At 71.1% G+C, this 21,288-nt stretch carries 19 protein-coding genes; 16 read left to right on the top strand and 3 right to left on the bottom strand.

Features of this window, described 5'->3' with window-relative positions; all coding sequences use genetic code 11:
- Positions 1-451 precede the first annotated feature (451 nt).
- Positions 452-3,160 carry a BTAD domain-containing putative transcriptional regulator gene (locus ACFW6B_RS11830; protein ID WP_386594646.1) on the top strand — a complete coding sequence of 903 codons (2,709 nt, stop codon included), beginning with the start codon at positions 452-454 and terminating at the stop codon, positions 3,158-3,160.
- A 40-nt stretch (positions 3,161-3,200) separates the two neighbouring features.
- On the opposite strand, the gene ACFW6B_RS11825 is transcribed toward ACFW6B_RS11830, so the two are convergent.
- Positions 3,201-4,034, bottom strand: coding sequence for a PIG-L family deacetylase (locus tag ACFW6B_RS11825; RefSeq protein ID WP_386594644.1), 834 nt, complete (start codon positions 4,032-4,034; stop codon positions 3,201-3,203).
- A 373-nt stretch (positions 4,035-4,407) separates the two neighbouring features.
- On the opposite strand from ACFW6B_RS11825, the gene ACFW6B_RS11820 reads away from it, so the two are divergent.
- The 6 genes from ACFW6B_RS11820 (at position 4,408) to ACFW6B_RS11795 (ending at position 10,824) form a co-directional block, all read left to right on the top strand.
- Positions 4,408-5,427 carry a sugar ABC transporter substrate-binding protein gene (locus tag ACFW6B_RS11820; RefSeq protein WP_386594642.1) on the top strand — a complete coding sequence of 340 codons (1,020 nt, stop codon included), beginning with the start codon at positions 4,408-4,410 and terminating at the stop codon, positions 5,425-5,427.
- Positions 5,424-6,479: an ABC transporter permease gene (locus ACFW6B_RS11815; protein WP_386594640.1), complete on the top strand. Its 1,056-nt coding sequence runs from the start codon at positions 5,424-5,426 to the stop codon at positions 6,477-6,479. The genes ACFW6B_RS11820 and ACFW6B_RS11815 overlap by 4 nt, the downstream gene beginning before the upstream one ends.
- Before the next feature lie 8 nt (positions 6,480-6,487).
- Positions 6,488-7,405 (top strand): ATP-binding cassette domain-containing protein, encoded by a 918-nt coding sequence (locus ACFW6B_RS11810; RefSeq protein ID WP_386594638.1) that lies wholly within the window; start codon positions 6,488-6,490, stop codon positions 7,403-7,405.
- A gap of 177 nt (positions 7,406-7,582) precedes the next feature.
- The gene (locus tag ACFW6B_RS11805) at positions 7,583-8,155 is read left to right on the top strand and encodes a TetR/AcrR family transcriptional regulator (protein WP_386594636.1); all 573 of its coding nucleotides are present in this window, start codon (positions 7,583-7,585) and stop codon (positions 8,153-8,155) included.
- 305 nt (positions 8,156-8,460) lie between these two features.
- Positions 8,461-9,642 (top strand): acyl-CoA dehydrogenase family protein, encoded by a 1,182-nt coding sequence (locus ACFW6B_RS11800; protein ID WP_386594634.1) that lies wholly within the window; start codon positions 8,461-8,463, stop codon positions 9,640-9,642.
- Between the two features lie 141 nt (positions 9,643-9,783).
- Positions 9,784-10,824, top strand: coding sequence for a vWA domain-containing protein (locus ACFW6B_RS11795; protein WP_386594632.1), 1,041 nt, complete (start codon positions 9,784-9,786; stop codon positions 10,822-10,824).
- Positions 10,825-11,004: 180 nt separating this feature from the next.
- Here ACFW6B_RS11795 and ACFW6B_RS11790 read toward each other — a convergent pair whose 3' ends face one another.
- The gene (locus tag ACFW6B_RS11790; RefSeq protein ID WP_386594630.1) at positions 11,005-11,781 is read right to left on the bottom strand and encodes a DUF6082 family protein; all 777 of its coding nucleotides are present in this window, start codon (positions 11,779-11,781) and stop codon (positions 11,005-11,007) included.
- Positions 11,782-12,416: 635 nt separating this feature from the next.
- Here ACFW6B_RS11790 and ACFW6B_RS11785 point away from each other — a divergent pair.
- The 9 genes from ACFW6B_RS11785 to ACFW6B_RS11745 all read left to right on the top strand — a co-directional run bounded on the left by ACFW6B_RS11785 (position 12,417) and on the right by ACFW6B_RS11745 (position 19,801).
- On the top strand, positions 12,417-14,279 hold the full coding sequence (locus ACFW6B_RS11785) for an ABC transporter ATP-binding protein (protein WP_386594668.1): 1,863 nt from the start codon (positions 12,417-12,419) through the stop codon (positions 14,277-14,279).
- A 495-nt stretch (positions 14,280-14,774) separates the two neighbouring features.
- Positions 14,775-15,110: a hypothetical protein gene (locus ACFW6B_RS11780; RefSeq protein WP_386594629.1), complete on the top strand. Its 336-nt coding sequence runs from the start codon at positions 14,775-14,777 to the stop codon at positions 15,108-15,110.
- Positions 15,107-15,763, top strand: a complete 657-nt coding sequence (locus ACFW6B_RS11775) for a M15 family metallopeptidase (protein ID WP_386594627.1) — start codon at positions 15,107-15,109, stop codon at positions 15,761-15,763. Before ACFW6B_RS11780 ends, ACFW6B_RS11775 begins: the two co-directional genes overlap by 4 nt.
- A gap of 42 nt (positions 15,764-15,805) precedes the next feature.
- Positions 15,806-16,585, top strand: a complete 780-nt coding sequence (locus ACFW6B_RS11770; protein ID WP_386594625.1) for a class I SAM-dependent methyltransferase — start codon at positions 15,806-15,808, stop codon at positions 16,583-16,585.
- On the top strand, positions 16,555-17,322 hold the full coding sequence (locus ACFW6B_RS11765; protein ID WP_386594623.1) for a hypothetical protein: 768 nt from the start codon (positions 16,555-16,557) through the stop codon (positions 17,320-17,322). Before ACFW6B_RS11770 ends, ACFW6B_RS11765 begins: the two co-directional genes overlap by 31 nt.
- Before the next feature lie 151 nt (positions 17,323-17,473).
- Positions 17,474-17,788 (top strand): hypothetical protein, encoded by a 315-nt coding sequence (locus tag ACFW6B_RS11760; RefSeq protein ID WP_386594621.1) that lies wholly within the window; start codon positions 17,474-17,476, stop codon positions 17,786-17,788.
- A 64-nt stretch (positions 17,789-17,852) separates the two neighbouring features.
- Positions 17,853-18,374, top strand: coding sequence for a DUF6234 family protein (locus tag ACFW6B_RS11755; RefSeq protein WP_386594620.1), 522 nt, complete (start codon positions 17,853-17,855; stop codon positions 18,372-18,374).
- A 396-nt stretch (positions 18,375-18,770) separates the two neighbouring features.
- Positions 18,771-19,238, top strand: a complete 468-nt coding sequence (locus ACFW6B_RS11750; protein ID WP_386594618.1) for a hypothetical protein — start codon at positions 18,771-18,773, stop codon at positions 19,236-19,238.
- 209 nt (positions 19,239-19,447) lie between these two features.
- Positions 19,448-19,801 (top strand): hypothetical protein, encoded by a 354-nt coding sequence (locus ACFW6B_RS11745; protein WP_386594615.1) that lies wholly within the window; start codon positions 19,448-19,450, stop codon positions 19,799-19,801.
- An 835-nt stretch (positions 19,802-20,636) separates the two neighbouring features.
- On the opposite strand, the gene ACFW6B_RS11740 is transcribed toward ACFW6B_RS11745, so the two are convergent.
- A complete protein-coding gene (locus tag ACFW6B_RS11740) occupies positions 20,637-20,909 on the bottom strand; it encodes a hypothetical protein (protein WP_386594613.1) in 273 nt (90 codons plus the stop codon).
- Positions 20,910-21,288: the final 379 nt, after the last annotated feature.

Below are 21,288 nucleotides of genomic sequence, written 5' to 3'. Positions count from 1 at the left end.
GTCAGCCCGCCCCCTTGCGGATACCTCATGTCGTCGGCATACCGCAGGGATCACGAAACGTCAGCTACTGCGACACCACGCTTTGAAGGTCAGTAGGTCGTCGTAAGGCCTCGGCCACCGCCCTGCCCTGCCCGGGGTGCGGACCCGCGGTCCATGGCGCCGCACCGCGGACGACGGACGGCGGAATGCCTCACATTCGACAATTGAATTCGGTACGGCTCATTTCCGCCCCGCGGCCCCGGCTGAACGCCCTTCGCGCTTTTCGTGTCGTCCCGCGCACTCGGGTCGAGTGGCGGAGATCACGGGAACCTCACCCGACCCGGCACGTTCTGGACGGACTGGAAGCACCCCTTGTCCAATTCCCGATCCATGCACCCGATTCCGGGGGTGAGCGTGCTTTTCTGGATTCTCGTGAATGTCCGCCCGGACGACATCCAAGGGGACAACGCTGATGGAATTCCGGCTTCTCGGGCCGGTTTCGGCTTTCACGGGTGCCGAAGAGGTGCCGCTCGGCCCTCCCAAGCGCCGAGCCGTGCTGGCGCTGCTCCTGCTCGCCGACGGCATGCCCGTCAGCGCCGAGCGGATCATCGACGCGCTGTGGGACACCCGGCCACCCACCCACGCCCGCACCATCGTCTACGGTCACATCTCCGCGCTGCGCGGACTGACGCGTACGACGCCGGCGGCCGAACTCGTCACCGGGAGCGGGGGCTACGCCCTGTGCGCCGCACCGGACTCGGTGGACGTGCGGCGCTTTCACGACCTGGTGCGCCGTGCCGCGGCGGGCTCTGCCGGGCAGCGGGCCGCGCTCCTCGTCGAAGCCCTGGGCCTGTGGCGGGGCCAGGCCCTCGGCGGGACCGGTGACACCCCTTCGCTGTCGGCGGCCGCCGGTCACCTGATGGAAGAACGCCTCGTCGCGCTGGAGCGGTACGCCGAGGCCCTGCACGCGTGCGGCAACGGAGCGGACGCCCTCACCCTGCTGCGGCCCGCGGCCGAGAACCACCCGCTGCGCGAGTCCCTGATCGCCGCCACGGTCCGTTCCCTGCACGCCGCCGACCGCCAGTGCGACGCCCTCGCCCTCTACCGCCGCACCCAGCGCCTCCTCGCCCAGGAACTGGGCGTCGACCCGGGCCCGGCGCTGTCGACGGCGTATCTCGACGTCCTGCACTCCCGGCCGCCCCACCCTCCCACCACCGGCACACCCCCGCCGGCCGCGCCCGGACCGCGGAAGGCGGCGGACCCGGCCGCCGCCCCGCGTCCCCGCCCGCCGGTCCCCTGCCTCCTGCCGCGCGCCCCGGCCGGCTTCACCGGCCGCACCGCCGACCTCGCCCGTCTGACCACCGTCGCACCGGCCGGCACCGCCACCCTGAGCGTGGTGACCGGCCCGGCCGGCGTCGGCAAGACCTCGCTGGCGCTGCACTGGGCGCACGCGCACGCCGGCGACTTCCCCGACGGCATCCTCTACGCCGACCTGCACGCCCTGGAGCCCGACGGCACCGGAAGTCCGCACGCCGGTGTCCTGCACGACTTCCTGCTGGCCCTCGCCGTCGAGGAGGAACGCCTGCCGCGCCGTGCCCGTGCCGCCGAGACCCTCTACCGCTCCCTGCTCGCCGACCGCCGCGCGCTGATCGTGCTCGACAACGCCCGCGATTCGGCGCAGGTCCGTCCGCTCCTGCCCGGCTCGCCCCGGTGCACGGTGCTGGTCACCAGCCGCAACCGGCTCGAGGGGCTGGTGGCCACCGACTGCGCGCGGCTGCTGCCGCTTCGGCGTCTGGAGCCCGCGGACGGCGTACGCGTTCTGGGCGGTGTCATCGGCGAGCCGCGCACGGCCGCCGAACCCGCCGCCGCCGAGGAGCTGGCCGCCCTGTGCGACGGACTGCCCCTGGCACTGCGGCTGGCCGCCGCCCGGCTCGTGGCACGGCCCCGGCTCACCCTGCGCGCGATGGCCGACGACCTGGCCGACGAACACCAGCGCCTTTCCCTGCTGGCCACCGAGGACCTCGGCGTCGCGGCGACCCTGCGCCTGAGCGTCCAGCGGCTGCCTGCGGCCGGAGCTCTGCTCTTCCGCCAACTGGCCCTGCACGTCGGCTCCGAACTCGACGGCGGTGCCGCGGCGGCGCTCAGCGGCCTGCCGCCCGCCGCCGCACGGGCCGCCCTGGAGGAACTCGCCGCGGCCCACCTCGTCGAGGAACGGGCCGGCGGCCGCTATCTGATGCACGACCTGGTCCGGCTCTACGCACGTTCCCTGGCGGCGCAGGCCGACGCGACAGGACTCGAACGCCTCCTGGTGCACTACCTGGCCGTCGCCCGAGCCGCCGCCGAGGCGGCCGAACCGGGCAGCCAGCCCTGCTGTTCCCTGCCTCCGCAGACGTCCCCGCCCGGCCCTCCGCCGGCCTTCGCCGACCGTGCCGCGGCCATGGCGTGGTACGTCACCGAGCGCGCGAACCTCACCGCCGCGGTGGCCGCGGCGGCCCGGGCCGGACGTCCCGAACTGGCCTGGCGCCTCGCCGTCCAGCTGTGGCCGCTGATCGTGCGGCAGGTCCACGACGGCTGGGAGCCGACGCTCGGACACGGCCTCGCCGCCGCTGTGGCGCTGGGCGACACCGACGCCGAGTCACGGCTGCGCGCGCTGCTGGGCTGGGTCCTCACCGAGAACGGCCGGCACACCGCGGCGCTGACGCACCTCAGCCGCGCGCCCGGCCTGGCCCTCCGGGCCGGAGACCGGCGCGGGCAGGTGATCGCCCTGATCAACTGGGCGGCCGCCCTGGAGCGCACCGGGCAGCTGACCGAGGCCGGCATCCGGCGCGAGGAGGCGGCCGGGATGGCCCGCTCCCTGGCCCACCCCCACACCGAGACGCTGGCCCTGTACCACCTGGCCACCCACCTTCTGACCGTCGGCCGCCCGCGCGAGGCCCTGAGCCGGTGCCGACACGCCCTGGCCCTGGCCCCGCACCAGCAGTCCGAGGAACGCCGGGCCCTGCTGCTCACCACCTGCGGAAACGCCCTGCGGGCCCTCGGCCGTGACAGCGAGGCCCAGCGCTGCCTCCAGCAGGCCGCGGCACTCGGCGGGGACCGGACGGCACACGCGGCCGCGCCCGCACGGGTGGCCTCGCACCCAGCGGCGCCGGCCCCGGTCCGGGCCGACGCCCTGACGGGCTGAGCGCGCGGGTCGCGTTCGGGGCGCTTCCCCCTCGGACGGATCAGCGCAGTCCGGCGAAGAGGTCGTTCTCGGGTACGGGCGCGCCGGTGGTGTCCAGGACGCGTACGAAGGTCTCCATGCCCATCAGCTCGCCGAACCTCTCCTTGCCCATCTTGAGGAAGAAGATGTTCTCGCCCTGACTGGCGTGCGCGGCCAGCGCGTCGAACTTCTGGCCACTGAAGGCAGTGGTGTCCACCCATGTGGTGATCTCGTCGTCGGGGAGACCGATCTCGGCCAGCGCGGCGGCCTCGGCGGGATCCGGCTCCGGCATGTCCTCGTGGAACTCGCGCATGATCTCGCCGAACCGCCGCATCGCCGAGCGGGGCATCGTGGTCCAGTACACCTTCGGCGACAGCTCGGTCATCTCCAGCGCCGCCATGGTGATGCGGTGGGCCTGGATGTGGTCCGGGTGGCCGTAGAAGCCATTCTCGTCATAGGTGACGACCACATCAGGCTGGTAGTGCCGCATGAGTTCCGCGAGCCGGGCCGCCCCTTCCTGCACCGGGGTCCGCCAGAAGGACCCAGGGGCGTCGTTGGTCTGCCAGCCCATCATCCCGGAGTCGGCGTAATCCAGCGTCTCCAGATCGCCGATCTTCAGGACCTCGCAGCTCGCCTCGAGTTCCCGGCGGCGCATCAAGGCGATCGCCGCCGGGTCGTGCCCGGGTTCGCCCGGCTTGACGCCCTCCGGTCCGTCACCGCAACCGCCGTCGGTACACGTCACGAGAACCGTGCGGATGCCTTCCGCCGCGTACCGCGCGAGAACGCCTCCGGTTCCGGTGGCCTCGTCGTCGGGGTGGGCGTGCACTGCCATCAGCGTCAACGGCCGGTCGATCATGAAACAGTCCTCCTGCTGAAATACGTCTCGGTCCACATGCGCGGCAGGCGTACCGCGATCCCGGGGCCCGGCTCCCGGCGGGTCACACGGCCTCGCGGTCCCCGTGGTCCCCACCCGTACGGCGCCGGTCCCCCGGTCGATGCAACCACGCCGACCGGACCGGCTGTTCCCGGCGCGGCCGCCCGACCGTCCGACCATCCGGACAGTGGACCGCTGTGCGCCCGTCCCCGGTGTGGGCAACCGGTCCCAAGTCGTTTCCCGTTCGCGGGTGTTGCCCGTCGGTCCGATTCCGTTCACATGCGTGATGCGGCTGTTGCTGGGGATGTACGGGAGGAGACACACAGGCCCGGTCGCACAGTGAGGTGCTGCAGAGATGGATCGCTCGTTCCGCCCCCGTTCACGGAGAACCGCCCCGCTCGTCGCCCTGACCGCCGCGGCCTTACTGCTCTCCGCGGGCTGTTCCAGCAGCTCGGGCGGCAAGAAGGCCGAGGAGAGCGGGGACGGCGGCACCGCGGGCAAGGCCGACACCCCCCGGATGACGGTCGCGCTGGTCACCCACCAGGCACCCGGCGACACGTTCTGGGACATCGTCCGCAAGGGCGCCGAGGCCGCGGCCGCCAAGGACAACATCGACCTCGTCTACTCGAACAACCCGAACGCGGGCGACCAGGCCAACCTGGTGCAGAACGCGATCGACCAGAAGGTCGACGGCATCGCCGTCACCCTGGCCAAGCCCGACGCCATGAAGGAGACGGTGGGCAGGGCGACTTCGGCCGGCATCCCCGTCGTGGGCCTCAACTCGGGGCTGAGCGACTGGAAGAAGCTGGGCCTGACGGAGTTCTTCGGCCAGGACGAGACCGTCGCGGGCGAGGCGCTCGGCAAGAGGCTGAACGCCGAGGGCGCCGAGAAGGCCGTCTGCGTGATCCAGGAACAGGGCAACATCGGCCTCACCCAGCGGTGCGACGGCGTGAAGAAGACGTTCGACGGCACCACCGAGAACCTGTACGTCAACGGCACCGACATGCCGTCCGTGAAGTCCACGATCACCGCGAAGCTCAAGCAGGACCCCGCGATCGACTACGTCGTCGCGCTGGGCGCCCCGTACGCCCTGACCGCGGTGCAGTCGGTGAACGAGGCCGGCGGCAAGGCGAAGATCGCCACCTTCGACCTCAACAAGGAACTGACGGGCGCCATCGACAAGGGCACCATCCAGTTCGCCGTCGACCAGCAGCCCTATCTCCAGGGCTACTTGGCGATCGACTCGCTGTGGCTCTACAAGAACAACGGCAACTACAGCGGTGGCGGCGAGCAGCCGGTGCTCACCGGTCCGGCGTTCGTGGACAAGAACAACGTGGACACCGTCGCCGAGTTCGCCGAGAAGGGCACCCGGTGACGAGCGCGACCGCGCCGCCGGCTCCCGGCCCCGGGACGTCCGACGGGCGGACCGCGCGGCGCCCCCTGGCGCTGCGGCTGCTCGCCCGGCCCGAGGTCGGGGTGTTCCTCGGCGCCGCCGCCGTCTTCGTCTTCTTCCTGATCGCGGCGCCGTCGGTGCGCTCCGGCGGTTCGATGGCGACCGTGCTCTACCAGTCGTCGACGATCGGCCTCATGGCCCTGCCCGTGGCCCTGCTGATGATCGGCGGCGAGTTCGACCTGTCCGCCGGTGTCGCGGTGATCACCTCGGCGCTGACGGCGAGCATGCTCAGCTACCAGCTCACCGTGAACGTGTGGGCGGGTGTCGTGGTGGCGCTCGTCCTGTCGCTCGCGATCGGGGCGTTCAACGGCTGGATGACGGTCCGCACCGGGCTGCCGAGCTTCCTGGTGACGCTCGGGACCTTCCTGATCCTTCAGGGCGTGAACCTCGCCGTCACCAAACTGGTCACCGACAACGTCGCCACCGACGACATCAGCGACATGGACGGTTTCGGCCAGGCCAGGAGGATCTTCGCCTCGTCGTTCGACGTCGGCGGGGTCCAGGTGAAGATCACGGTCGTGTGGTGGCTCGTCTTCGCGGCGCTCGCCACGTGGGTGCTGCTGCGCACCAGGTACGGCAACTGGGTCTTCGCGGTCGGCGGCGACCAGGACAGCGCCCGCGCCGTCGGCGTACCGGTGACCTTCACCAAGATCACGCTGTTCATGACGGTCGGCTTCGGCGCCTGGTTCGTCGGCATGCACCAGCTGTTCTCGTTCAACACGGTGCAGTCGGGCGAGGGCGTCGGCCAGGAGCTCATCTACATCGCCGCTTCGGTGATCGGCGGATGCCTGCTCACCGGTGGCCACGGCTCCGCGATCGGCCCGGTCTTCGGCGCCTTCATGTTCGGCATGGTGAACCAGGGCATCGTCTACGCCGGCTGGAACCCCGACTGGTTCAAGGCCTTCCTCGGCGTGATGCTGCTCGGCGCCACGCTCGTCAATCTGTGGGTCCGCCGCACGGCGACCCGGAGGTGAACCGACCCATGGCAGACAACGGATCCGGAACCGCGGACGCCGTCCGTCCGGGCACCGCGCCCGAAGAGGGCGGCGCCGCGATCGTCGAACTGCGCGGCGCGGGAAAGTCGTACGGCAACATCCGCGCCCTGCACGACGTCTCCCTCGCCGTCCGTCCCGGCCGGGTGACCTGTGTCCTCGGCGACAACGGCGCCGGGAAATCCACCCTCATCAAGATCATCTCGGGACTGCACCGGCACACCGAGGGCGAGTTCCTCGTGGACGGCACGGCGGTGCGCTTCGGCAGCCCGCGCGAGGCCCTCGCCCGCGGCATCGCCACCGTCTACCAGGACCTCGCGACGGTGCCGCTGATGCCGGTGTGGCGGAACTTCTTCCTCGGCTCCGAGATGACCCGGGGCCCCTGGCCCGTACGCCGGCTCGACATCGCCCGGATGAAGCGGACCGCGGACGAGGAACTGCGCAACATGGGCATCGTCCTCGACGACCTCGAACGGCCGGTCGGCACGCTCTCCGGCGGGCAGCGCCAGTCCGTGGCCATCGCCCGGGCCGTGCACTTCGGCGCCCGCGTCCTCGTCCTGGACGAGCCGACCGCCGCGCTCGGCGTCAAACAGTCCGGTGTCGTCCTCAAGTACATCGCCGCCGCCCGCGACCGGGGCCTCGGCGTCGTCTTCATCACCCACAACCCGCACCACGCGTACATGGTCGGCGACCACTTCAGCGTGCTGCGGCTCGGCACGCTCGAACTCAGCGCCGCCCGCGGCGAGGTCGGACTGGAGGAGCTGACCGACCACATGGCGGGCGGTGCCGAACTGGCAGCCCTCAAGCACGAGTTGGCACAGGTGCGCGGGGTCGACGTGCGGAGGCTCCCGGAGGCGGAGGAACCGGGACCGGCCGCACCGGACTCGCCCGGAGGGACCGCTTCCTGACGCTCTCCCCGTGGGCCGGGTGACCGGTGGAACGGCGCTCGGCCGACCCCGCCCGGCCGCCGGGGACGAGTTCCCCACCCGGCCACCGGGCGGGGTCGGCCCTCCGTCCCGCGACCGGGACCATGCTCCCGGAGGGGTGAAGGTCACGGTGGATGGAGGAACGGTTACGCTGAGATCATGCCGTCCACACGTCGCACCGCGCGCCAGACCGACCTGCTCGAGCGGCTGGTCGCATTGCTGGCGGCGGAGGGCTTCGCGGCGTTCACTCTCGACGAGCTGACCGAGCGGCTGCACTGCTCGAAGACCACGCTGTACCAACTGGCGGGAAGCAAGCAGGAGTTGGTCCGGGAAGCGGTGAAGCACTACTTCCGGGAGGCCGCCCAGGCCGTCGAGAAGCAGGTGGCCGACACCTCCGCGCCCTCCGAGCGCGTGGTGGTCTACCTGAACGCGGTCGCCGAGCAGCTGCGCCCGCTCTCCCGGCAGTTCCTCGACGACATGGCCCGGTTCGACCCGGCCCGCGAGGTGTACGAGGCCAATACGCGCCTCGCCGCGGGGCGGATCCGGCAGCTGATCGCGGACGGCGTGGCCGCCGGGGCGTTCCGCGACGTCCACGCCGCGTTCGTGGGCGAGGTCGTGGCCGCGACCATGCAGGAGATCCAGCGCGGCGAGGTCACCGCCCGCACCGGGCTGAACGACGCCGAGGCCTACGCCGAGCTGGCGTCACTCATCGTGCACGCCGTCTCACCCTGACCCCCGCCACGACGGCACCCCCGCGCCCTGCCGCCCGACCGCCCCGGTCGACGGCACGGCGGGACACGCCCGCATCACCCCCGGAACAGACCGCACGGCCGCACCCTCCGCCCTTCGGCTGAGTGGCGAGCTGCGGCGACCGCGGGCCCTCCAGCCCCTCCCATCACGCGCAAGAGCCACCGTCCAGTCGCCCGCCGACGGGACCGGCCGACGCCCCGCATGGCCTGGCGGTACCAAAAACGATACTGTTGTATCGCCTGGCGTATCAAAATCGTCCAGCGAACCGCCACCACCGAGGACATGTCATGCCCGCGACCCGCACGCTCCCCACGCCTGAAGCCGTCGACCTGATCGCTCTGACCCGCGAGCTCGCCGAGAAGGAGCTCGCCCCGCGCGTCGCCGAGGCGGAGGCCGAGGGACGCTTTCCCCGCGAGGTCTTCCGCACGCTCGGCCGGGCCGGGCTGCTCAGCCTGCCCTACCCCGAGGCGTTCGGCGGCGGCGGCCAGCCCTACGAGGTCTACCTCCAGGCCCTGGAGGAGATCTCCGCCGTGTGGGCGAGCGTGGGGGTGGGCGTCTCGGTGCACGCGCTGTCCTGCTTCGCGCTCGCCGAGTTCGGCACCGAGGACCAGAAGAAGGAGTGGCTCCCGGACATGCTCGGCGGCGACCTGCTCGGCGCCTACTGCCTGTCCGAGGCCCACGCCGGCTCCGACCCCGGCGCGATGCGCACCCGGGCGGTACGGGACGGCGACGACTACGTACTGAACGGCGCCAAGGCCTGGACCACGCACGGCGGCCACGCCGACTTCTACACGGTCATGGCCCGTACGTCCGACGAGGGCTCGCGCGCCATCTCCTGCTTCCTCGTCCCGGCCGACACTCCCGGCGTGGTGGCCGATCCGCCGGAGCAGAAGATGGGTCTGACCGGGTCCGCCACGGCCACCGTGCGCCTGGAGAACGTACGCGTCCCCGCGAACCGCAGGCTCGGCGAGGAGGGCGACGGGCTCAGGATCGCGTTCGCCGGCCTGAACTGCGGACGGCTCGGCATCGCGGCGGTGGCCACGGGCCTCGCCCAGGGCGCGCTGGACCACGCGCTGCGCTACTCGCGGGAGCGGGAGACGTTCGGCCGGCCCATCATCGAGCACCAGGGACTGGCCTTCGTCCTCGCCGACATGGCCGCGGCGGTCCAGGTCTCCCGGGCCACCACGCTCGCCGCCGCCCGGCTCAAGGACGAGGGGCTTCCGTTCCAGTCCGAGGCGTCGATCGCCAAGCTGATCTCCACCGACAACGCCATGAAGGTCACCACCGACGCGGTCCAGGTGCTGGGCGGCGCCGGCTACACCCGCGACTTCCCGGTCGAGCGCTACATGCGCGAGGCCAAGGTCATGCAGATCTTCGAGGGCACCAACCAGATCCAGCGCCTGATCATCGGACGCGGCCTGAAGGAGAGCGACCGCGGCAGCCTCCGCGTGAGCCGCGCGGGGAAGTAGCGTGCGGAGCCCCTGGCGATCACGGTCGTGCATCCGTCCGCCAGGGGTTCCGTCGTTCCGTGGACCGCTCCGAAGCCAAGATCGATTGTCAGTGGTGGGTGGGAGAGTAGGGGTACCGAGTCGGAACGAGGGGGATCTGCCATGACCGGAAGCCAGAACTACATCAATCACGTCGCTCTTGTGCTGGACGCCAGTTCGTCGATGTCGCACCTGAGCGGCAAGGTCGTCGAAGTCGCCGACCAGCAGATCGCGTATCTCGCGCGCCGGTCGAGGGAGCTGGACCAGGAGACCCGCGTCACGGTGTACGTCTTCGCCGACAAGGTGGAGTGCGTCATCTACGACAAGGACGTGCTGCGGATGCCGTCGCTGAAGCAGCTGTACCGGGTCGGCGGAATGACGGCGCTGCTGGCGGCCGCGCTGAAGTCGCAGCGGGAGCTGGCGCAGACGGCCCAGCTGTACGGCGACCACAGCTTCCTGACGTTCGTGCTCACGGACGGGCAGGAGAACGCGAGTCATCGCGGTCCGGACTCCCCTTCCAGGGATCCGCGTGAACTGGTCAAGGCCGTGGCCGAGATGATCGCGACGCAGGAGGACAACTGGACGCTGGCCGTCCTCGTTCCGGACCAGATGGGCAAGCGCGAGGCCATGCAGTGCGGTTTCCCGAAGGACAACATCGCCGTCTGGGACGCCACGAGCACGCAGGGCCTGGAGGAGGCCGGGCAGGTGATCCGGGAGGCCACCGAGAAGTTCATGGTGGGCCGCTCCCAGGGCATCCGGGGATCGCGGGCGGTGTTCTCCATGGGCGCGGAAGCGGTCAACAAGGACACCATCGAGGCGGCCGGGCTCGCCGCGGTGGATCCGTCGGGGTACCGGCTGGTCCCGGTGACCCGTGACGCGGCGATACGCGACTGGGTGGTCGAGTGCGGGCACACCTACCGCACCGGCGGCGCTTTCTACCAGCTGAGCAAGTCCGAGAAGATCCAGGCGCGGAAGCAGATCGCGGTGCTGGAGAAGAAGACGGACCGGGTGTACTCGGGACCCGAGGCCCGCGCCCTGCTCGGCCTGCCGAACGTGGAAGTGCGCGTCAAGCCCGACCACAACGACGACTTCACGATCTTCGTGCAGAGCACCAGCGTGAACCGGAAGCTCGTGCCGAACACGCGTCTGCTGCTCATGCTCTGACGCCTTGAAAGCCGCGCGGGGTCCGGAAGCGCTTCGTCGTCCGGACCCGCCCTCGGCGCTCCGGCGGGTGACGCGCCCGCACCGCGGTGAGGGGACAGGACGGGCCGGTGGGACGGAAAGCCGGAGAACCGGGCGCGGTGAACGCCCGGTCCCCTGGCGGGACCGGGCCTTCGAGAGGGCCTAGCGTCGGCCGCGCAGGAGCGATCCGAGCGCCAGACCGGCGCCCAGGCCGATCAGGGCGCCGGCCGATGCCCGCCATGCACGCGATCCCCCCGTGACGGGCGCGGCAGGTGGACCAGGGGTGGCCGGCGAGCGGGTCGGCGGTCCGGCAGCGACAGCACGAGCGTGCTCCTCGCTCACTACGGCCAGGAAGCGACGGCCGACACGGCTGCCGGACGAACGGGCGATCCACGAAGCGTGAGCCCTGCTCCAGTAGTGCCGCCCCGCCTCTCCGGTGAACATCCCGGCCAGCATGTCCCTCAGCAGGCTCTCGCGGATGGTCCCGATCTCGAAGCCCATCCATGCGTAGTTCATCATGAGATCGGCATAGACGTGCCGCTTCCGATCATGCGGATCGGCGATGTCCGTGTCACCCCAGACGGGCTGGAAGAGCGCCATGTCGTCAAGTTCGAGCCGGACCAGCTCGAGGTAGTAGCTGCGAATCCCCTGGACCTGCTCCGCCTTGGCCTGCCGGTTCTGAACGATCAGGGAAACGGCCACACCGGCCAACGCCAGCGCGGAGACGACCGCCGACGTGAAACCGTACGCCGCGCCGATGTCACTGAGCCTGTTCCAGTCCACCCCCTTGGCGCTGGAGATCTCCTCCAGCACGAGAGGCGACAACAGCACCACCGTCAGCACGGCTGCCGCGGCAGCGACCACGCCCACAGCCCTGCTCGTCCGGCGAGCCACCGACACCGCGGCCGCGGACCGATGACGAAGTATCAGATCGATCACCCCCGGGCGGCCCTGTCCCTGTGACCGGGCCGAGCCCGGGGCAGCCTACTTCCAACCGCCGTGCGCTCCGAAGGCATTGCCGGTTCTCATCGGCGGGGCTCCTCTCGCGCGAGGCACCCGCCTGACGTTCCCTCATGGGGTCGCCTCGCTCGGGCAAGTGCCGGGGGCCATGCCCGTGCCGTCCGCAACCCCCTGGAGGAGTGAACCACCCTGATCGAACGAGTTTGAGCCGCGACCACCCAGAGCTCGCCCGCCCTGCACTCGGGATAGGAACTCCTGTTCAGCAAATGCCCTCCGATCAGGCCGTGACGGGACCGGATCCACCGCGTTTTTAGAGCATCAGTGCCACACCGACGCCCAGACGGAGGACACGCCATGCATCCCACCCCCGCCCTCTCGCAGCAGCCTCCCAGAATCGAACGGCGGCCCGGCGTGATCACGCACGGCGTTGACGGCGAAGTCGGCTCAGCACGTCCGGATACGGGGTGGGCGGCATGAGTGAGCCCACCGATGTATCAGCCGACAGTGTTCCGGGACCGCGCACCACCCCCGCGGCGTCACCCCCCGCTCCGTCCGCCGGACAGCCCGCACCCCCACCGGCGGACGCTTCGCCCGCGCCCGCTCCCGAGCCGCAGATGCGGTACGTCGACCTGACCGGCAGCCGCGAGGCGGCGGGCCGCTCGATCCGGATGCGCGACATGGCCCGCCGCCTGCCGCAACTGGTGCGCCGTTCGCTGGCTCTCGCCTGGCGCGTCGACCGGCGGGCGACCGTCGGCCTCCTGCTGTGCCAGATCGTCACCGGCGTGATGCAGGCGCTGGGCCTGGTCGCCATCGCCGGCACCCTGACCGCCCTGCTGCACGACGGAGACGTCTACCACCGGCTCCTTCAGGCGTGGCCCTCCGTCGCCCTGCTCGCCGGAGCCGCCGGCGTGCGCGCGCTCCTCGGGATCACCGTCAACTGGCTGTCCTCCCGGCTGGGCCCGCTGATGTCACGCGAGGCCGAGCAGATGCTGCTGACCGGCTGCGCCGAGGTCGAGCTGTGCGCGTACGACGACCCCGACTTCAACCGTGACCGGGAAGCGGCCGACCGCGGCGCCCAGGTCACCGGCGACCTGATCAACGAGGGCCAGGACCTGATCGCGTCGGGCGCCGGCTTCCTCGCCGGGGCGATCGTGCTGGCCGGCGTGCACTGGGTCCTCCTCCCGCTCCTCGTCGCGGCCAGCCTGCCGCAGGCCCTGGCCCAGGTGAGCGCCGCGCGCGTCCGGTACCTGGCGAACCTCCGCAGCAACGGCGACAACCGGATGCTGTCGGTGCTGCGCTGGCACATCTACACCAAGGAGGCCGCCGACCAGATCCGCGCCGGCACCATGGCCGACTTCCTGTCCGGCCGGTACCGGCACACGGTCGCCCGGATCAACCGCGAGGACCGGGTAGCGGCCGACAAGGGCGCCCGGATGTCCCTGGTCGGCGCGGTGTGCGGAGGGCTGGGGTCGGCGGTGGTGTGGGCGGCGGTCGTGTGGCTGCTCGCGACCGGCCGTATCACCGTCGGGCATGCCGGGACGGCCGTCTTCGCCCTGCAGACGGCGGGCATGTCGGTACGCGGTCTCGTGGCCGTCGGCGCGCGCGCCGTGCGGACCGGGCTGTACATGGACGACTGGAGCGGCTTCCTCGACAAGGCCGGCGGCTTCCGCATGCGCCGGGGTCCGCACCACCCTGAGCCTCCGGAGGCGATCGAGGTCAAGTCGGTCACCCACCGGTACGCCGGCAAGGACCGCGACGCGCTGTCCGACGTCTCCCTCACCTTGCGCCGCGGCGAGGTGACCGCGCTGGTGGGCTTCAACGGCTCGGGCAAGTCGACGCTGTCGAAGCTGGTCAGCGGTCTCTACCTGCCCACGGACGGGCAGGTGCTGTGGGACGGCCTCCCCACCGGCGACTGCGACCCGCGGGCTCTGTGGCGGCAGGTCGCCCTCGTTCCACAGGACTACGCGCACTGGCCGCTGACCGTGCGCGAGAACGTGACCCAGGGACAGCCCACCGCGCGCGGCGACGCGGCGGTCCGCGAGGCGTGCGAGGCGGCCGACGCCGACGAGGTCGTCGACAAGCTCGGCGCCGGCCTGGACACCCTCCTGGCCCGCGAGTGGCTCAACGGGGAGGAGCTCAGCGGCGGCCAGTGGCAGCGCATCGCGCTGGCGAGGGCGTTCTTCCGCCAGGCCGGTCTGCTGGTCCTCGACGAGCCGACGGCCAACCTGGATCCCCGCGCCGAATACCGCATCTTCCAGCGGCTGCGGACCCTCGCCCAGGACCGGGCGGTGCTGCTGGTGACCCACCGGATCACCAACGTGGCCATCGCCGACCGCGTCGTGGTCCTCGACGAGGGCAGGATCGTCCAGGAGGGCACCTACGCCGAGCTCTCCCGACAGCCGGGCCTCTTCCAGCAGTTGCTGTCCTACCAGATCACGTCCGAACCGGGCGGCGAGAAGCACGGGACCCCCGCATGATCACCCCCGGCGGCGAACCGCCGGCGCACGTGGCCAGCGCGTCCCCGTCGTGGCCCGCCCTCGCCGTCGTCGAGCGCACCGCCGAAGGACGGATCGTGACGGAGCTGCGGGCCGTGGATTTCGCTCACCGGGCCGGACACGGCATGGACCGGATCCGGCCCGGTGAGGAGTTCCGTCGACGCATCGCCACCGGGCCGGGCACCTGGACCCGGCGGAGCATGCCGGCGCCGCCCGCGGACACCGACCGGGGCCTGTGGCTGGCGGCGGATCATCTCCTCGGCGGGCTGGTGCGCGACTTCGGCGCCGAGCACCTGGTGATCGGTGCGCCCGACTGCGGATCGTGGCTGCGGGTGAGGCCGGTGGGGCGCTCCCGCCGGGAGGCCACCGGCCACGGGCCGCGCGACATCTGGAAGGAACCCCAGGACCTGGCCGCCCGGTGGCGGGCGGCCGACATTCCCGGCAGCTGTCGCCGCCCCGCACGGGCCGGCCGCTCGCGTGCAGACGGTCGCCTGCCTGTACGTCACCGACGAGGAGACCCGGCCCCTGCGACAGCGTCAAGGGCCGCCCCGACTGACGGCCCCCGTGTACGGGCGGCCCCGGGCACAGCGCCCCTGCGGCACCCCTCAGCTCGTCTTCGACGGCGGGCGTCTCGCCCCCGAACGGATCCGCGCCATCACGTTCGACGCGCGCGAGCACGACGAGGCCCGTGTCCTGCCACTTCAGCGGTGGCAGCCACTCATGCCGAAAGGCGACTTCGCGCGACTCCGCGCGGTGGAGGAGGCCCGCCGTACCGGCGTGGCCGCATACGTCGACACCTGGGAGAACACATGAACAGCGACGTCATTGTGCTGATGTCCGATGCGAGGGTCGCGGCGGTCCCCGTGCAGGACCTCGGCGAGGCTCTGGTCGACGTCCGCGCGCACGGCCTGACGGTCGACGACCGTAAACGCGACGCCACCGGGGCCTGGGCCCACGTCCGGCACGGAGTCCTCAGTCGGCTGTTGCACGCCCAGTCGCTGCTGCCCGACGGGCTGCGGTTGCTGTTCATCGAGGGGTACCGGCCTCCGGCGCTGCAGCGGCAGTACTTCGAGGAGTACGCGAAGGGGCTCTCCCGCGCCAACCCGGACTGGTCGTCGGCTGAGCTCCGTCAGGCCGCCAGCCGCTTCGTTTCTCCTCCGGAGATCGCGCCGCACTCCGCCGGAGCGGCCGTGGACGTGACGCTGACCGACCACCAGGGCCGCGAGCTGGACATGGGCACGCGCGTCAACGCTTCCCCGGAGGAGTCCGATGGCGCCTGCTACACCGACGCACCCGGTCTCAGCGACCAGGCCCGCACGAACCGGGCCACGCTGGGCCGCGCGCTGTCCTCCGCGGGCTTGATCAACTACGGCACGGAGTGGTGGCACTGGTCGGCCGGAGACCGCTACTGGGCGCTGCAGACCAAGCAGCCGGCCGCCTTCTACGGCCCCGTCGAACTGCCCTGACACCGCACCACCATCCCGCCTTTCAGGAACGAGGAGCGATCTGTGGGACACACCCGGACCGACTGGTCCGAGTACTACACCGGCGGGCGAGATTTCCGGCGGCTCGGGGAGGAGGAGAAGAGCCTGCTCGTCGAGCAGGCCCCGGCGCCGAAGGACGGGCGGGCGCTCGACGTCGGCTGCGGCACCGGCGAGCTGGCCGTCCACCTCGCCTCCCTCGGGTACACCGTCGACGGAGTCGATTTCGCCGAGGGCGCGCTGGAGCGGGCCCGCGCGGAGCACCCCGAGGCGGAGCGGGTGCGCTGGCTGTGCGTGGACGTGGAGCACGACGACCTGTCCGGCCTCGCGGAGGACGGCTACGACCTGGTCGTGCTGCGGCTGTCGATCGCGTTCGTCCGCGACCGTGCCCGTGTCCTGCGCCGGCTGGCCGCGCGCCTGCGCGAGGGAGGGACGCTGGTCGTCATCACACCGGTCGTGGAGCACACCCCGAGGGAGCGGCGCCGCATCGCGCTGGACGAGAGGGAACTCGGCGCGCTCACCGACGGGTTCGAGCAGGTCGAACGGTTCGACACGCAGAACCTGGCGGTGCTGGTCCTGCGCGGACCGGTCGGCTCGTTCAGTGCGGAGAAAAGGCTGCGGCCCGAGCCACAGGCCGTCTTCGGCGCCGCGGTGGTGGTCACCGACGCGTCCGGACGTGTCCTGCTGGGCCGTTCGGCCCGAGGCATGCGGGAACTGCCGGCGGCGGCCGGGTCACCGCCGTCCTCGGCGACGGTGGTCTCGGCGCCCCCGGTCACGTGCCCGCCGGTGGATTCGGCGGGATCATGATCACGCACAACGCGTCCGACATCGCCCCGGCCTGGCGGGAGCAACTCGCCGAAGGAGCACGCTTGGTCGTTCCGCTGGAGATGGGCGGCTACACCCTCGCCCTCGTCCGGCGCGGCGACGTGCTGCACTGCGAGCACTGGACGTACTGCGGGTTCGTACGGGACCGCGGCGCCGCCGCCCGTACCGCCCCCGCCGTCCCGCTGGCCGACGGCGAGGTCACCGTACGGTGGGAGGACGGTGAGCCAGGCTGTGCCTCCGGTATCGAGGCAGCGCTGAGCGGACCGCGGCACGAACTCACCACGGGCCTCGTCCTCCGCGGCACCTTCAATTTCGAGACCCTGCAGATCTACGCGGCGACCACGCTGCCGGGGTTCTGCCGCCTGGCCACCTCAAAGGTTTCCGCGCTGGTCGCGCGGCAGGACGCCGCGGCGATGCTGTCGGACGGCTCCCTCGCCTACCTGACCCACCGCAAGGTCAAGGACACCCCGGATCCGGCCGACCGCCTCACGGAGTTCTTCATCCACGGCTACGGCCCGGCCGCCGACGAGCTCTCGGAGCGTTTCGCCGACTGCGTGCGCACATGGGACCAGCAGGTGCGCGAGAGCGGCTACCCGCCACTGACCGTCCACCCGGCCGGCACCCCGGACGAACGGCTACCGGCCGGCGACGTGCTCGACAAGCCCTCCGCGAGGCTGGTCTTCCAGTGGCCCGGCCGCGCTCCCGGCGGGACGGCATGACCTGCCTGCAGCGCGCGCTGGACGCTGATCGCCAAGGCTGTTTCCCCCACGGTCCACGACACCGCCTCGATCGGCGCGATCGGCGCGATGGGCGCGGAACTCCCGCTCGCTCGAAGTGGATCCGGCTCACCGTGTGCGCCATACTCCAGGCGTGACTACGCCGATCGGCCCCGTGATCATCTTCGATGACGAGTTCCACATGTATGTCCTCAAGGACCGGGCGGTCGCCGAGGCGTGGTGGGAGATGCCTGATGAGTACGCCTGTGGATTCGACGCTCTGGCCAGGCCGTTGCGCATGACGGGTGAGCCCCGTCTGGTCACCCTCGAACTCTCGGGCGAGGAACCGGCCGAGGCGGACCTGCGTCGCTTGGTCGCCGGCCATTACCGGCGTTTTCTGCACGGGCAGACTCCGCCCGCAGCATCCGACCTCGCGGCATTCGTGAACGCGCTGCCCATCGAGGGCTGACGGGAATCCGCACGTTCAACCGGTACTCAGGACCCGGTCCTGCCGTCGAGGGAAACTCGTGCCCATGAACGACCCCGCCTCCCCGAAGCCTTCCGGCCTGCCACGGTTCCGCGGCGAGAACGTGCCGCCCCCACGGACCGGACGCCGATGGCTGCCCCTTGCCGGAGACATCGCACTGGCCGTCGGGCTGCTCGTCCTCGACTGCATCGCGGCCGTCGCGACCTTCCTGCTCGGCATCGACTACAGCGGCTGGCAGCCGTTCGACCCCGCCGCGGACAACTCCGACGTCTCCCTCACCCCCAACTGGCTCCACGTAGGCATCTCCGGCATCGTCATGGTGCTGAGCGCGGTGCTGCTCTACCGGCTCCGCGCCGTCGTCAGCACCTGCCTGCAGGTACTCGTCGGCGTCGGCGTCCTGGCCGTCGCCGTCGGCGGCACGCAGATCGACGAACACCGCGACGCCCGGGCCGACGCGTCCGTGTCCGGCCCCTGCTCGCATCGCACCACCGATCGCGTCACCGATCACCTCAGCCGTCCGACCCCGGGTGCGGCGCAACCGGTGAACCGACCTCTGGTTCGCCTGTGACTCCATTACGGCGCAAGGGACTTCGCCGACCTCTTCGAAGAGGCCGGCGACCGGCACGACGGTAACGCGGGAACCTGAATTCGGCGCCCACAAGCGTTCCGCCGCACCCGATGCCCGGATCGGTACGTCACCGCCTGATCGCAGATCTCCGTGTGCGGCGCAGATCCGGCTGTCCGTACGCCCTGGGCGGCCGGGCCTTCGCCCGCTCGGGGTGAGCGTGTCCGGACCCGGGGCCGGGTCGGCTGTACTCCGGTGGTGCGGGTCCGCGGCCAGGGATCCGGACGGGTCTCGGTGGCAGGCACGATCTGTCATGGGCCGGGGAAACGGCCGGCCTGCGCAGGCCCTACGATCACAGCACTCCGCCGAACACATGTGCCCGACGAATTGAGTGAGCCCATGAGCGACGACGTCCTGTCGATCATTCCGACCGATCCCCAGTGGCAGCCCGACCGGCCGGCGGCCGAGCGGACCGCCGCGCTCGCCGCGGACCTGGCTCCCGGCCTGTCCGATGGCGCGGATGTCGAGATCGACGTCACCTGGCACGACGCCCTCATGCCCGTCGACTGCGGTGAGAACCTGGAACGGATCGGCTGCCCGCACTGCGGTGCCTCGATCGGCACCGAGTGGTACGCCGACCTGCTGGAAAGCCACGGTGAGGACGGCTTCGCCACCCTGGCCGTGGAAGTGCCCTGCTGCGGCGCCGCCACGTCGCTGGATGTGTTGGACTACGACTGGCCGTGCGGCTTCGCCCGCTTCGAGATCGCCATCTGGAACCCCGAACGTGACTGGTTCGGCGACGAGGAACTGGCCACGATCGGCGACACGCTCGGTCACCCGGTGAAGCAGATCAGAGCCCACATCTGACTCCGGCCCCAGCGGGAACCGAGTACGGCCGTCCAGCCCGGCACCACCCATTCGATTTCAGCGGCAGCGGGACAACCGCGTATGCCGGACCGGCACGTCACGGCGCTGGTCATGATGCGGAAACTGCGTGGCTGCCGAGTCCGCGGTGCCGGTATCGTCCGCTCTCCCGACCCGCCGTACCGGCGACCCGTGTTCAGAGAGCGATGCAGATGACCAGCCGACAAGCGACGACGACCCTGTGGCGGCCCACCGGCCCCAAGGAGCTGGATCTGGTTCGGGAGCTGAACTGGCGTGCCTGGCCGCCCCGGCTGCCCGAGCAGCCGATCTTCTACCCGGTCCTCAACGAGGACTACGCGATCAGGATCGCGCGGGACTGGAACGTGAAGCACAGCGGCGTCGGCTTCGTCACCCGTTTCGAGGTCGAGTCGGAGTTCCTGAGCCGGTACCCCGTCCAGCAGGCCGGCGGGCGGACGATCCTCGAGCTCTGGGTTCCTGCCGAGGAACTGGACGACTTCAACGCCCACATCGTCGGCGAGATCCAGGTGGTCCACGAGTTCCGCTGAGGCGAGGAGGCCTGCTGGGGACACGCCGGCCTGGTGCGACGGTCTCGGTGCGGTCGGTGGCTTCGCGTGACGGGCCACGGAAATCCGACGGTGCGGCGCAGCCCTGGCATCAGGAACCGCCGGATGCGTGAAGTGAGGCCGTCCGATGGGATCGTCACCCTGTCCTCCTGCGCCTGGACGATGTCGAGGCCCGCCTCGCGGGCGAGGACGAACTGCTCGTTCGCCGGCTCAACGCCGACCCCGGCGCCCGGGAGGGCGTCGAAGCGTACTTCCAGCACTGCCGGGACCAGTGGGAGGCCGCCGGTCCGATCCGCGCGTTCGGCATCCGGGCCGACGCCGACGAGGTGCTCGCGGGGACGATCGACTTGCGGTTCGCCGGGGAGGGTCTGCTTCCCCGGCCAGGTGAATGTCGCGTACGGCCTCTACCCATCCTGGAGGGGGCGCGGCCTGGCGGCCCGCGCGGTCCTCCTGCCCTCCCGGCACGCGGCCGGTGAGGGCGGGACGGAGGCAGTCATCCAGGTGGAGCCGGAGAACCCCCGCGTCTGCCGCGGTGGCAGAGCGGGCAGGTGGGGCTCACTCGCGCAACGGCGCCTGTACGAACTTCCGGATCAGCTCCATATGTTCCGGTCCGTACCCGCTCAGGCGGGAGATCGCGGGGAACCACGGTCGCTCCCGGCGAGGAGGAACACGGAGAGCCCCGACCGATCCTGCTGGTCGGAGGCTCTCCACCACTGCGGCGGGTATGGGATTCGAACCCACGGCGACTCGCGTCTCTCGCTGTCGTACAAGCCCGTACACGACTTCCAGGCGGTCACCGCTCCCGGGGCCCGTCGGCCTATCGAACGGGGTGGGTGTCGAGCCAGTTGTTCAGCTTGCGTGCCGGACCGAGCACGGGAGGGAGGCGGGCCTCCCCGCTCAGTCCTGCGGCGGTGGTGAACCCCTTCTCCAGCTCGTCGAACAGACGAATCGGCTCGTCGTAGCCCGACGCTCCCGACGTCTTCATCCGATCCCTGAGCAGCAGTCCGGCGTTGAAGACCTTCCCCAGGGTCGTCCCGCAGTCCGCGGAACAGTCGACCGCGGTCAGCTCCTGGAAGTCCTTTTGGAACATGAACGCCGCATCCCGCAGAGTCGCAGTGTGCCAGGACGGGGTCGGGGTCGGGCTCGCGCTCGCTGCCGGCTCCTTCTTGTCCGCGGCTGTGTCCGCCCCTTCCCCGCAGCCACTCGTGGCTGCTGTCGCCATGGCGAGCAGAGCTCCCGCCACGGTCTTCCCCCACCGGTATCTCCTCATGACGGTGGATCATGTCATGTTGATCGCAAGGGAGTTGCCTCGTTCGTGATCGTTTCACGATCCACGGGCCGTGCCGCTTCCTCGCCGGAACGAACGGAAACTCACGAAGAACCGTGGTTCGCAGGGGTAGTTCGACAGGACTCGGCCCAAGGCAGGAAGTCGCTTCGACGGAGGATGGGGGAAGAGAGCGGGTCCGCGT

This window comes from Streptomyces sp. NPDC058751 (assembly GCF_042746485.1).
Lineage (GTDB): Bacteria > Actinomycetota > Actinomycetes > Streptomycetales > Streptomycetaceae > Streptomyces.
The sequence above is the reverse complement of the archived record's forward strand: the minus strand, read 5'-3'. Positions and strand labels throughout refer to the sequence as shown.